Genomic DNA, 12,945 nt, shown 5'->3' with positions numbered 1-12,945 from the left:
TGCGTAAGTGTTTTCTTACTTGTAAACTCACCGCTCCCTAACTGTTCCCAAACCTTTTACTGACACTATGAAAATTTCTTTGAAACAGAAACTGATTGGCGCAAGCTTGTTAGCAGTGGTGCTAATGGCGAGCGCATTAACTTGGCTATCTGCTGACCAACTTTTTCAACAAACACGTAATGGTGTTTACTCACGAGCGGAGAGCCTAGCGACCGCAGCATCTGAAGGTATTTCTGACTGGATCGAGATCCGCAAAGATATCGCAACCGCATTTAATGATTACAGCGAAGAGATGGATGTCGTTCCATTCCTTCAGCAAGCACGTAAAGCGGGCGGCTTTGACGACATCTTCCTAGGTACGCCAGAAGGCGGTATGTACCGTTCTCACCCTGAGCGTAATCGCGCGGATTATGATCCACGTTTACGCCCTTGGTATATCGATGCGAATAAAGCGGGTAAGCAGATCGTAACGACAGCGTATAAAGATGCCATCACTAATGCATTATTGGTGACCATCGCTGAACCAGTGCGTCGCAATGGCCAATTTGTTGGTGTTGTCGGTGCTGACGTATTGATCGATCAGCTAATCAACGATGTGATCAGCCTAGACGCTGGCGACAATGCTTATGCAATGTTGATTGATACCCAAGATGGTACTTTCTTAGCGCATCCTGATAAGGCGCTTTCGCTTAAGCCTGTAACAACGTTGTCGAAGAAGTTGAACCTAAATGCCATCGAAGATGCAGCAAACAGTGGTTCAATAGAGATGATTGAGCGTGGTGGTAAAGAAAAACTATACTTCTTTAGCAAGATCGAAGGCACTGACTGGATCTTCGCGATTGAAATGGACCGAGCTACAGAAGAAGCGGCACATACAGAGCTTCTACAAAGCCTTATCATTACAGCTATCGTAATCACACTGATTGTTATCGCGGTTGTTTCGTGGTTAGTGAACTTCTTGTTCCGCGACCTAGTTCGAGTATCTGATGCTCTAGAAGAAATTGCATCAGGTGAAGGCGATCTAACTCAGCGTTTAGAACCACGTAGTGATGATGAAGTGGGTCAACTAGCGACAAACTTCAATACTTTCGTTGGCAATATGCACGAGATGGTGACGAAGCTAAGTGTGGTTTCTGCCTCTTTGTCTGAGCAGTCAAAACAAACGGCTCAACAAGCAGAAGAGCGTAGTGCGCGCATTCGTCTGCAACAAGACGAAATCAATATGGTTGCTACCGCGATCAATGAGATGGCTGCTGCGACTCAAGAAATCGCGGGTAACGCAGATAACACAGCTCAGAACTCTTCTGAAGCGGTGACTGCGTGTGTGCATGGCGGTGAGCAAGTAGTACAAACCCAAAGCTCTATCCAAAACTTAGCGACGGAAGTACAAGTAGCGACTGAAGTCATTCAAGAGCTGGAAGTGCACGGAAATAGTATCAACACGATTCTTTCTACGATCCAAGACATCGCTGAGCAAACGAACTTACTCGCACTTAATGCAGCAATCGAAGCGGCTCGTGCGGGTGAGCAAGGACGTGGTTTTGCTGTTGTTGCAGACGAAGTTCGCGTATTAAGTCAGCGTACTCATGCGTCAACGCAAGAGATTCAGCAGATGATTGAAACATTGCAGGGTACGACGGGCAAAGCGGTAAGCATTATGGGCGATAGCCGTCAGCTAGCGGATACCAGTGTAACAGATGCGGATTCAGCGGCTGTGAGCCTAACGCAAATCCAAACGGCTGTTGAACGTATTAGTGACATGGCAACCCAAATTGCTTCTGCTGCCGAAGAGCAAGCGTCGGTGACATCTGAAATCACTCGTAATACAGTGGGTATTCGCGATGTTTCGAATGAACTAGCTGATGAAGCGCATGATGCGGCGGATCAAGCCGCTAAGCTGTCAGAGCTTTCTCATGAACTAGAGCAAGAGATTCAACGCTTTAAGTTATAATCAGCGTTAACTCGAATGAATAAAAAGCCTCGAATTATCGAGGCTTTTTTTGAGCCTTATATTTCCAAAATGGAAACTGCGACTAAACATATTTTCAATAGTGGACATGGGTAAGGTTAGATAAAATCCTTAAAAACAATAAGGAATATCTCCATGTCTGACTGCCACATTGCTTTTCAACAGCGCGTATCAAAAATTGTTACCGATGCGACCTTATCCCCTAAACAGAAAAACCAGTTTTTGGCTCTAGAGGCCGAAGCCAGTTTACCTTACATGCAGGTTTCGACGGATGTTGCCCAAGCGATGGAAGCGGGGGTGTTATGTGACATGTTTGAAGGGCATGCACCATTTAAGCCGCGTTATGTGTTGCCTGATTACGCTAAGTTCCTAAAGCAAGGTTCAGGTTACCTTGAACTTGATGCAGCAACAGATTTCGATGATGCACTAAACCTACTAACCATCATCTACCATCATGTTCCTTCAGTGACCAATATTCCTGTTTATTTAGGTCAATTGGATGACGTGCTTTTACCATACGTGGGTGATCTCGATGAACAGCAAATCTATACCAAGTTGAAGCGTTTTTGGGTGATGCTTGATCGCACATTGCCTGATGCGTTCATGCATGTGAATATTGGTCCAACTGACAACGTTATTTGCCGTACTATTTTGCGTGTTGATGCTGAGCTCAAACAGATCGCGCCAAACCTAACCTTTATGTACGACCCTGAAGTAACGTCTGATGATCTATTAAGACAAGCGACGAGTAATATTTGCGAATGTAGTAAGCCTCACATTGCCAACTACCCGATGCACGCAATGGCGTATGGTGACAAACAGTTTGGTATTGTGAGTTGCTATAACTCACTACCTTTAGCGGGTGGCTCAAATACGCTTGTACGTATGAACCTTAAAAAGGTCGCGGCTCATGCCAAAGATAGCAATCATTTCCTTGACCACGTTTTACCTCATTACAGCCAGTTAATGGCAGACCTAATGGATGCGCGTAGCACGCATTTGCACGAAGAGTCCAACTTCTTTAAAGGCTTCTTAACCACAGAAGGATTGATTGAAGAGAGCCGTTTTGCGCCTATGTTTGGTATCTATGGGATGGCTGAAGCGGTCAATGCTCTACTAGAAAAAGAAGGTAAACAAGGGAAGTACGGGCACAATGAAGAAGCGAATCGCCTCGCACTGGCTATTTCAGAAAAGCTCGCTCACTTGGTAGATACGACCCCGGTGAAATACGGCTTAGATGGCAAAGCGCTGCTTCATGCCCAAGGTGGGATTAGCTTAGATGAAGACGTGACACCGGGCGTTCGTATTCCTTATGGAACCGAGCCTGATCCGGTGACCTACGTACAAGCAACAGCTCAGCAGCATAAATACTACACCTCGGGAATCAGCGATATTCTGACTATCGATGAAACGGTGAAATCAAACCCAGAAGCGATGTTTAACTTGTGTAAAGGTGCGATCAACCTAGGTTATCGTGAGTTTACCGCCAACGTGGCATCGAACGATTTGGTCCGTGTAACGGGTTATATGATTAAACTCTCTGATATCAATAAGTTTGAACAAGAGGGCTCGCGCAAGAATACAACCTTCTTAGGTGCTGAAGCGGCCAAAAATACAGGGATATTAGATAGAGCGCAGCGTGTAGTGAGTATGGAATCTTCACCAGTTTACGAATAGAAACCGATGACTATGCTGCCAGAAAAACAGGCTAAAGTGAGTCGAATTCTCAACTTTTCTTGTGTAGATGGACCAGGCAATCGTCTGGTCATCTTTCTCCAAGGGTGCAATTTTAACTGCCGCAATTGCCACAACCCGCATACGATCAATCACTGTAATCATTGCGGAGATTGTGTCGAGTCATGCCCAAGCAGTGCTCTGAGTTTGAATGAAAAAGGAGAGGTGATTTGGGACGCATCAGCTTGTACCAATTGCGATAACTGTATTGAGGTATGCGGTAATAAATCCAGCCCGAAGATTAGCCAATACACGGTCTCTGAAATGGTGGCGATGATAAAGCATCAAAGTATGTTTATTAGCGGTATAACGGTTTCAGGCGGAGAGGCAACATTACAACTTCCGTTTATTATTCAATTATTTGAATCAATAAAATCGGATGAAAGCCTAAAGCACCTGACGTGTTTTATCGATAGCAATGGTGACTTATCTGCGACAGGTTGGGAGCGAGTGAACCATGTGCTTGATGGAGCAATGATCGACTTGAAGTCTTGGCAGCGCGAAACTCACCAATGGCTAGTGGGTAAAGACAATCATCGGGTTATCGAATCGGTAAAAAGTTTGGCTAAACTAGGTAAGCTGCACGAACTACGTTTATTGCACATTCCGGGCAAGAGTGACCTTGATAGGGAACTTGGCAGCATCATTAAACTGATACAGTCTTTACCAAAAGAGGTGCTGATCCGTTTGAATGCGTTTCAACATCATGGGGTGGTTGGTGAAGCACTCGAATGGGACAAGTGTTCAGAACAAGAGATGAATCGATTCTATGCTCTATTGTCAGAAGGTGTAGAGCACAAGATTCAACTGCCGACGGTTTATACTTAATCCACCCTGTTGATACAGCTTTTGACTTTAGTAGGTTGTGGCTAACTACAGCCAGAAATTCTTGGCCAAATCGGGCATTATTAACATAAAAGAAATGCCACCATTCAAAGCCATCAGTTGGCTTCTCAATAGTCTACACTCAGTGTTCCTTAGGGCTGCCTAATACAAACTATAGATGGTTTAGGTTTTTAAGTTTACTGGTAATGCTGTTGTGTAAAGTGCTCACAACAAAATCGAATCAGCCAGTTACTGCAATGCAAGTGGCCTAGTCCTCTAACCATGTAGCAAACTGCTCGTATGCGCAATGAGCAGCATTAGCTTTGATATTAGAGTGAACACAGTATTTTCATGTAATATCTTGAAGCTATTTACCTTAAGCATATGACGTCTGTCTTAGTTCAGCATTAGACAAGTAACTTCCTATCAAAATTAGAATACAACACCTCTATACGTGATTGGTTCTTAGTTAATTATTTAATTCAAGATAATAAGATATGTATCGCATTTAAGTTTATTTAACATATGGAATCAATATGATTCCTTGAATCAATCTATTCAAATAAATAGGATTCTCACGAGCAAAATAACAACCTAGGAAATTAAGTTGGAACGATTTGATATTGATAGATTTAATAAAAGATGTAATAGCTTAAGTAATGTTTCAAACAAAAACCGAAATATGGCTTTTGACAGATTTGAGTGGCCTAAAGATATAGACGAAAACGAATGGTGGTATCCAAGGGAATTGCTTACTGTCTATGGTTCAGACTACTACGACGAAAATAACATTGAGCAGTTAATTAAGTTATCGAAGGCGGAAATGGTGAATCAGTTCAGTCTTAATATTCATAATGAAAGAATACTTATTAACGAGATATTAATGCAAATCGAGAATGGCAATCTTTCGGCTGAAGCCTGTGATTATCTACACCATTTTGTTGAAGAAGAAAATCAGCATATGTGGTACTTCAATAAGTTTTGCAGGAAATATTACGGTAAGGTATATGGTATGAAGTCGGCGTCAATAGGCAAAAGTGATTTTGCTGAGATCTCGAACTATTTGGTGTTTGCCAGAATTTATATCTTTGAAGAAGTCGGAGACTTCATCAACAGAGAGGTTTCAAAGCACCAAGGCGTAAATGAGCTCGTTAGAAACATTAATAAGGCTCATATTGAAGAGGAGTCTCGGCATATATCTTTTGGAAAGGCATATTTGCAGCATAAAGGAGAAGAGCTACTTGCTACACTTAAATTAGAGTCTAAAGATGCTCTAAAAAATAGCATTAATAGCTATATGAGATTAATGGTGGAATCTTCATATAACCCTTCTTCTTATAAGGATTCTGGTTATTCAAATTGCCTTAAAATGAGAAGTGATCTTATTGAGTTTAATGATAGAAATGGACGCAATAAAAAGTTCGTCCAAAGCCCTAGTAAATTCTTTGAAAAAATTGGAGTTATATAATGCACTTGGAAAAACTTACTGACTGGATCATAGAAAAGAATAATACAGTAGGATACATTGCTATGGATGACGATCTCATTGATGGTGGACTAATTGATTCCTTAGCATTCGTAGAATTTCTTTTCCTGATCGAAGAGCTTTCGGGACAAAGCCTGAACATTAATGAAGATACAATAAATAAAGTTAGAACGTTACAAGTTATCAACGATAATTTCTTTTCCAAGAGAATGGAGGTAGCGTAAGTTGAGCCATGGAACAGCAGCGCTAATTGGAGAGAGTGACCTTCTTCTTCTGTGCAAAAAACAACTTGATCGAGTTGGAATTCATGTCATAGCTATTTACAGCGAAGACCCACATGTAACCAGCGGTGTTGAAAACAAAGATGTTTTACATGACTCGTTTGACAAGTTTGGATCTTGGGTAACCGAACATTCTGTCGACTATTTGTTTAGTATCGTAAATCCATTGTTGATACCAAACCATGTGCTTGAAAGTATTAACAAGTATGCCATCAACTATCACGACTCCATACTTCCCAGTTATGCGGGTAGTCATGCTGCTCCATGGTCTCTCTATAACAGTGAAGCAGAGACAGGTATTACCTTCCACTTAATGAACTCGAAGTCCGATAGCGGTGACATATTACTTCAGCAAACTATTACGCTTGATGAGCACGATACCGTTGAGTCGGTTAATAAAAAATGTGGAATGAACGCATTATTCTATTTCAGTAAGTTGATTAACGAGATTGTAAACGACAAAATTAATCTGCGGAAGCAAGACAATCGTCGTCGAAGTTTTTATCATCGCTATAAGAGAATTCGGCCTGCTGGAATCGTCACTTCTCAAATCCAAGAGCAGCTCCCTTATATTCGCGCGCATGACTATGGAAAGAGCTTCAACCCCATAAGTATTCCCAAGGTGTTGGTTGATGGTGCTCTTTATCACATCACTAAAGATGAAGAGAGTGGGAACTATTTACTCACTCAACCAGAAATCACGCTTGATGGCAGCATTTCGTTAAACAATATTGAATACCTCGACAATAAGGTTTTTCGCAACGAGCGTCGGTGGATGAACTTACTGAGAAAACGCCCGAGCATTAAGACCGCAAGAAAGAAACTATGCAAGAGTGACGTTGTTCAAACATCAAAAACACCCACGAGTATCACTCATCTTCAGACTCTCATCTCACTCACTACCAGCGAGAATGTTTTCTTGTGGTTTGACGCTAAAGATTTACTTGATGCCGAAGTTATGAATAGCAATCTCTATGAAACGTTCCTGCCCGTTGACAACATAGAGTTGGCGCTTGAGGAAAAAGAAAGATTTCTGCGCGATGAGTTTGATACTTTCCTTATCGACGCATATGAACGAACAGGCTTGCCTGTACCCGAAGATGCCAACGTAATCAATATCGTGCTTGGCAAGAAAGGAAAAGAGTATTTCGGTTTTGACTATGTATGGTGTGCTTAGCATGGATAGTGTGTATATCGGGGAGCAACATGAGTGCCAGACGAACTTTATAAATACCATACAGGACAAATGCGTCACTGTCGTGGGATCTGACAATGTGTCTGCCGAGTTGGCATTTTGGCTTTGTATGTCGGGTGCTCATGTCAATTTAATTAGTGACAGTATTACGAAGGATTACCTCCATTCTGTGTCGGAATACAACTCTGTATTAAAATCTAGACCTCTGAATCATCTTTTTCAGCAAGCAGAAATTACCATAACAAGCGATTTTGCGCAGGAGAATGACGACGATGTAGTGATCATTATTGGACAGCATGAGGAAGACAAATACGCCGATCAATTAGGAGCGCGCTACTACGTCATTACCGAAGGAACGATGCCTTCGAAACGTGAGAGGCTGGACACGCAGGTAGCTATCGTAATTGGTAACGTATTGCCATCGACACCTATTTACTACAACCCATTTATTAATGAATACGTTCTCGATAAAGGGACCAGTGATGGGATCCCTTTGGATGTATTATTCACGTGGATCGTTCAGCATCTCGTGACTCAAAAAGTAAGTCGAACAACACGGCTACTTATACCCGATATTTTCTCTAGTGAAGCTATCGCAATCAATCAAAGTGGCGATTTGGCATGTGTGGCTATGCTTGAATGCTCGACGCGGCATGAGGTGGGGTTCAGCGACGGTACGTATTACAATGTTTACGAATTTCCTGGCGGTGATAAAACTGTGTTTCTCGTCAATGCTGTTGGTATGCCGACACTGTTTTTCACACGCATCGCCGACTATCTGGCGAAGGACTTTAGGGTACTGCTTATTGAGACTCCACTAGCCTTGATCGAAAACGTCAAACCTAACGACACATATTTCGATGCTGCCGCTCGGCACATTAACACGATACTGGAACGCTACTCAACTGAAAAACGAATTCATATACTAGGCTGGAGTACGGGCTGTGAACTCATTGAAAGAGCGTCAACAATAAGTTCCAGTCCCTTCGAATCTGTCTATTTGAGCCCATACCTCAGCATCCCCAACAAAGAGACTGAGTCCGGCTTCATAACCACGCTTATTTCAATGTCCATGGCCTTGGATCTCGACGACCACAGGAACCTGCACAAAAGCTCGGTATTGGTTAGGTTGGCAAAAAAGAATCACTTCAAAAGCGTGATTGAAAAAGAGAGTGTATTTTTGCAATCAATTTCGTCTGACTCGTTTCGTATTCCGAAAACACTCGGTCAGTATCTGCGTGCTTTAAATCATTCTGAGCGCAATGAGGTCTCATGCAACAGCAAAGATAAAGTTATGATTATTTCAGGTAGTGATGATTCCATCACTACTCCGGCGATGATTGACCAATATGCAAAGTACTTTGAAAACGTGATGAATATTAACCTGAAGGGCGAGACACATCATTCTTGCTTTGATTCTTTACATATATGGCGTACTGCACTCAACTTCTTTAAGGATAAATAGATGAAAAAGAATAATCTTCTCTCCCTTTTTAGCGAGAGTGTGTCTCGATTTCCTGATAAACATGCGATCGCGATTGACGGCAACAGGCTCACATATTCTGAGTTGGATTTACGTTCAGATTTCGTTGCTACCGCCATTGAAAAGTCTGACGGTTCTTCTAAAAGGGTTGCTCTGTTTTTGCCAAAGGCCATTGGAATATATCCTGCCATCATTGGGACGTTAAAATGCAACAAAAGTTATGTCCCGCTCTCACTAGGTTACCCTGTCGATAGGATAAAGAAAATACTCGCAGATGGTGATATAGATACCCTCATTGTCGACAATACGACGTTAGAGCTGCTGGATGACGCCATATTATCATCGCAGTTGGTCATCAATATAGAGAGCGACGTCCCTACGACAGCGTTGCGAAGGAAAACTCAGCTCAATAACGACAGTGAAGCTTACGTTCTCTATACCTCAGGCACGACAGGAGACCCTAAGGGGATCCCAATTACCCACGGCAATGTTGTTAATTACGTGTCCAGAATTAATACGGTGTTTGCTTTCAATGAAGAAGACAGATTCTCACACCTGTTTGATTTGACCTTTGATTTATCGGTTCATGACATGTTTGTCTGCTGGTCAAACGGCGCGTGTTTGTATCCGGCCACCAAAGCAGACTTGTTGCTTCCTGACTTGTACGTTAAACGAAACGCTATCACTGTCTGGTTCTCGGTACCATCACTAGCGGTGCAAATGAGAAAGCACAAGCGGTTATTACCTGAACATCTAGCTAGCATTCGTTACTCGCTTTTTTGTGGTGAAGCAATGCCAAAATCCATTGCAGACAGTTGGCTCTCCGCAACCAAGAATGCAGATATCGTTAATAACCTTTATGGCCCGACAGAAGCCACTATTGCTTTTACGTATTATCAATACACCGAGAAAGATCGGAATGCAACCTGGTCAATTCTCCCCATTGGCACCCCGTTTGCGGGACTGGAAGTTGCTATTGTAGATAGCGAAATGAATAACGGCGATGTCGGCGAGTTATTATTAGGCGGGGACCAGCTAACCCAAGGTTATCTGAATAACCCCTATAAAAACCAACTTTCCTTTGTTCAAGATGTCTTTCCTGCACTTGATTGTACAGCCTGGTATCGGAGTGGGGATCTCGTTGAGAGAACGCCGGATTCAGGCACTCTGCTCTACAAGGGGAGATTAGACAACCAGATAAAAATCCAAGGATTTCGTGTTGAAGTTGCCGATGTGGAGGAGAATATCCGCAAAGCGATGGGAATTACCGATGTTGCCGTCATCAAACAAAGCACCAATGGAGGAGATTGCCTCGCTGCCGTAATAACAGAAGAGATTGACGAGCAAAAGCTGATTAAAGCCTGCCAGAAACACCTCCCCGATTACATGCTCCCCAAGGCCGTATTTTGTATTCCTAAGTTGCCCTTGAACCAAAACGGAAAGACTGATTATTCCACCATCACTAACATAATTGGAGAACAAACATGAATTTGCTTGAGCGCTTTAATACCGTTAACCCTATCGATATTGGTATGCCTTTTGAGTATTTCCCCGATTGCAGATATTCACTTGTCGAACTGATGGCCAACAAGCAATTCTCAATCAAAGATTTTCATCAGGCCTATTGTTGGCATTCATTTGAGTACACCATGCAAGGCAGTCAGATTTCTCACGCAGACGATGTTCAGCTCAACATAACGCTGGATAGGAAAATGCGAGGTCTGCTTTTGTACAAGGATGGCATTGATACGAGCCCAATCGCAGAAAACATTCAACGTCGCTATGGTGTTCAGATACACAAAACTGATTTTCAAAGCTTTGACGCTTACGTTGAATACCTGCTGCGTTCATTGAAAAAAGGAGAGCCCGTTCTTTCTACCTATAGCCTTGGGTATGTTCCAACAAGAAGACATTACAAAAAAGTCTTTGGCCTACATTCAATCTGCATTGTTGGCTATAACGCAGAGCATCAGTCGTTTGACGCAATAGAACAAGCTAAAAAGCCAAAATTTAGTATCTCCAAAGGCGATTTATTTGATTGTTTTCATTATTTGCTCAAGGAACATGGCGCTTGTTCGGTTTTTCATCTGGAACAAACACATCAGCCAAAGCCTTACAGTGAATTAGACTTTCTGGAAATGGTTGAGTTTAACATTAGCAACCTGTCAGATACCTGTTCTTCTTACGGGCTTACTTGCCTGAAGAAATTCATCGCTGATCTTGGACTATATCTCGAGAGCAAACCCGAGAAGCCAATCTTTATTCCTGGCAGTTGGGTTTTTTCACACGAAAGAATTTCTGCTATTCGATTTATTGAATCTTACGTGACGGAGAACCCTCAATTTGGGGAGAGCTTCTCTTTTGAAAGTCTGACCACCGTTTTGCAGGATTTGCATGATAAATGGTTGGCCATAGATTTCTACTCGGAAATGGGTTTACAAACCAATTCCAATAAATTTAATCAACCAATACTTGAAATATTAAACAGCATTTTGGTTAAGGAAACGGAGGCATTAGAGCTTTGGCGTTCATTGTCTTTATGTTTTGAACGTGCTCGCCAGGAGGCTTGTTAATGCGCGCCAAGCAACATAATTTTAAATCGATTCTTTATTTCGCCTTGCCCTTTTCTCTACAAGGAGTCTTAGTCACCTCGTTAGGTTTTATTGACTCATTGATGATCAGTTCTTTGGGTGACGTGGCTATTGCAGCATCAGGGATAGGAGCAAGGTGGTTCTGGTTTGCTTCATTGTTTTTATTGAGTATCAGTACTGGCGTAAGTATTTTCTGGGCTCAATTTTCTGGGGCAGGTGATATAGACAAATTTAGGAACAGTCTTGCTCAGGGGGGCGGAGCCATTCTGTTTTCGACACTCGTTGTGGGCATGTGCTTCATCGTATTTCCCAATGTTCTTTCGCAGGTTGTTGCTTCAAAAGGGGCAGCGACCGAGCATTCCATCGATTACCTAGTAGCGTTGGGCTGCGTTGTTATGGTTACAGGTGTTGGCCTAATACTGGATGCAGCACTCCGATGTTTAGGTCGTCCTCTTATACCCATGTATACCTACATGGTTGAGTTTGCACTCAATGTGTTCCTCAACTACGTTCTTATTTTTGGTGCCTTTGGTGCACCTGAACTGGGGTTATTGGGCGCGGGAATTGCCTCTCTGTTGGCGAGAACGACAAGAATTCTCTTCCTGCTCCTGATCATCGCAATGAGTGAGCCACGGATCCGTATTAAGCGCACTAATCTAAGGTCGTTGTCAGACAAAAAATCGCTTATTGCTTTGTGGGTAGTGACCTGGCCAGTCATTGCAGGCTCGTTTGTTTGGTCTGCGGGAAACTTTAGCTTCCACGCCGTGTTCGGCCATATGGGGGAGCACGTTCTTGCTGCCATGTCGGTAATCACGCCGATTGAATGGGTCGCTTTAGCTGCTGTTGCTGGTATTGGACAAGGTACTGCAGTGCTGATAGGAAATAAATTGGGTGCAGACGAGTTTGAAGAGGCAATACAAGTAAGTCGTGAATCTCTTGTCCTTGCTGTGTTGTTTGGTGTCTCAGTCGGGGTTCTTTTGATGATTTCAACGATGTATATGGACACTGTCTTTATAAACTTAAGTGATCCTGTCATCAACATTATTCAGGAGATCCTTCCTCTTGCTGCTTTATCTGTGGTACTTCGTGCTGTTACGAGTACGCAAGTTGGGGGGATCTTAAGAAGTGGAGGGGATACTCAGTACTGCCTCTATTTGGATACTGTTGCACAGTGGGTCATAGCGGTGCCCGTTGTAGCGATAGGTGCTCTTTATTTTGAACTGCCTCTTATCGTTGTTTACCTGCTAGTGCAAGTAGAAGAGTTGTTTAAGATAATTCCCGCTACACTAAGAATTAAGCAACGAAAATGGTTAAAAAACCTCGTGTCTGATACCTAGTGGTCACCACGAATGAGGGGTGTTTTATGGACATTCCTCTAATT

Annotated in this window: 10 protein-coding genes; all 10 read left to right on the top strand. The window is 42.8% G+C overall.

Features of this window, described 5'->3' with window-relative positions; translation table 11 throughout:
- Positions 1–67 precede the first annotated feature (67 nt).
- The 10 genes from ELS82_RS07010 to ELS82_RS06965 all read left to right on the top strand — a co-directional run bounded on the left by ELS82_RS07010 (position 68) and on the right by ELS82_RS06965 (position 12,901).
- Entirely contained in the window at positions 68–1,951 is a 1,884-nt protein-coding gene (locus tag ELS82_RS07010; protein ID WP_134834856.1) for a methyl-accepting chemotaxis protein, read from the top strand.
- Positions 1,952–2,104: 153 nt separating this feature from the next.
- On the top strand, positions 2,105–3,646 hold the full coding sequence (locus ELS82_RS07005; RefSeq protein ID WP_134834855.1) for a YjjI family glycine radical enzyme: 1,542 nt from the start codon (positions 2,105–2,107) through the stop codon (positions 3,644–3,646).
- Positions 3,647–3,652: 6 nt separating this feature from the next.
- A complete protein-coding gene (locus ELS82_RS07000; protein WP_134834854.1) occupies positions 3,653–4,531 on the top strand; it encodes a YjjW family glycine radical enzyme activase in 879 nt (292 codons plus the stop codon).
- A gap of 604 nt (positions 4,532–5,135) precedes the next feature.
- A complete protein-coding gene (locus tag ELS82_RS06995; RefSeq protein ID WP_134834853.1) occupies positions 5,136–5,996 on the top strand; it encodes a diiron oxygenase in 861 nt (286 codons plus the stop codon).
- Complete coding sequence (locus tag ELS82_RS06990; RefSeq protein ID WP_134834852.1) at positions 5,996–6,238, top strand: acyl carrier protein; 243 nt, start codon at positions 5,996–5,998, stop codon at positions 6,236–6,238. Before ELS82_RS06995 ends, ELS82_RS06990 begins: the two co-directional genes overlap by 1 nt.
- A gap of 1 nt (position 6,239) precedes the next feature.
- Positions 6,240–7,472, top strand: coding sequence for a formyltransferase family protein (locus ELS82_RS06985; RefSeq protein WP_134834851.1), 1,233 nt, complete (start codon positions 6,240–6,242; stop codon positions 7,470–7,472).
- 1 nt (position 7,473) lies between these two features.
- The gene (locus ELS82_RS06980; protein WP_134834850.1) at positions 7,474–8,955 is read left to right on the top strand and encodes an alpha/beta hydrolase family protein; all 1,482 of its coding nucleotides are present in this window, start codon (positions 7,474–7,476) and stop codon (positions 8,953–8,955) included.
- Positions 8,956–10,461 carry an amino acid adenylation domain-containing protein gene (locus ELS82_RS06975; protein ID WP_134834849.1) on the top strand — a complete coding sequence of 502 codons (1,506 nt, stop codon included), beginning with the start codon at positions 8,956–8,958 and terminating at the stop codon, positions 10,459–10,461.
- Positions 10,458–11,546: a cysteine peptidase family C39 domain-containing protein gene (locus ELS82_RS06970; protein WP_134834848.1), complete on the top strand. Its 1,089-nt coding sequence runs from the start codon at positions 10,458–10,460 to the stop codon at positions 11,544–11,546. The genes ELS82_RS06975 and ELS82_RS06970 overlap by 4 nt, the downstream gene beginning before the upstream one ends.
- Positions 11,546–12,901 (top strand): MATE family efflux transporter, encoded by a 1,356-nt coding sequence (locus ELS82_RS06965; protein ID WP_134834847.1) that lies wholly within the window; start codon positions 11,546–11,548, stop codon positions 12,899–12,901. Before ELS82_RS06970 ends, ELS82_RS06965 begins: the two co-directional genes overlap by 1 nt.
- The last annotated feature ends 44 nt before the right edge of the window (positions 12,902–12,945 follow it).

This window comes from Vibrio ouci, from assembly GCF_004551525.1.
Taxonomy (GTDB): Bacteria; Pseudomonadota; Gammaproteobacteria; order Enterobacterales; family Vibrionaceae; genus Vibrio; species Vibrio ouci.
The sequence above is the reverse complement of the archived record's forward strand: the minus strand, read 5'-3'. Positions and strand labels throughout refer to the sequence as shown.

Bases quoted from the DNA above. Each gene is read 5' to 3' on its own strand.
- ELS82_RS07010 (WP_134834856.1), top strand. From the start codon at position 68: ATGAAAATTTCTTTGAAACAGAAACTGATTGGCGCAAGCTTGTTAGCA.
- ELS82_RS07005 (WP_134834855.1), top strand. From the start codon at position 2,105: ATGTCTGACTGCCACATTGCTTTTCAACAGCGCGTATCAAAAATTGTT.
- ELS82_RS07000 (WP_134834854.1), top strand. From the start codon at position 3,653: ATGACTATGCTGCCAGAAAAACAGGCTAAAGTGAGTCGAATTCTCAAC.
- ELS82_RS06990 (WP_134834852.1), top strand. From the start codon at position 5,996: ATGCACTTGGAAAAACTTACTGACTGGATCATAGAAAAGAATAATACA.
- ELS82_RS06980 (WP_134834850.1), top strand. From the start codon at position 7,474: ATGGATAGTGTGTATATCGGGGAGCAACATGAGTGCCAGACGAACTTT.
- ELS82_RS06975 (WP_134834849.1), top strand. From the start codon at position 8,956: ATGAAAAAGAATAATCTTCTCTCCCTTTTTAGCGAGAGTGTGTCTCGA.
- ELS82_RS06970 (WP_134834848.1), top strand. From the start codon at position 10,458: ATGAATTTGCTTGAGCGCTTTAATACCGTTAACCCTATCGATATTGGT.
- ELS82_RS06965 (WP_134834847.1), top strand. From the start codon at position 11,546: ATGCGCGCCAAGCAACATAATTTTAAATCGATTCTTTATTTCGCCTTG.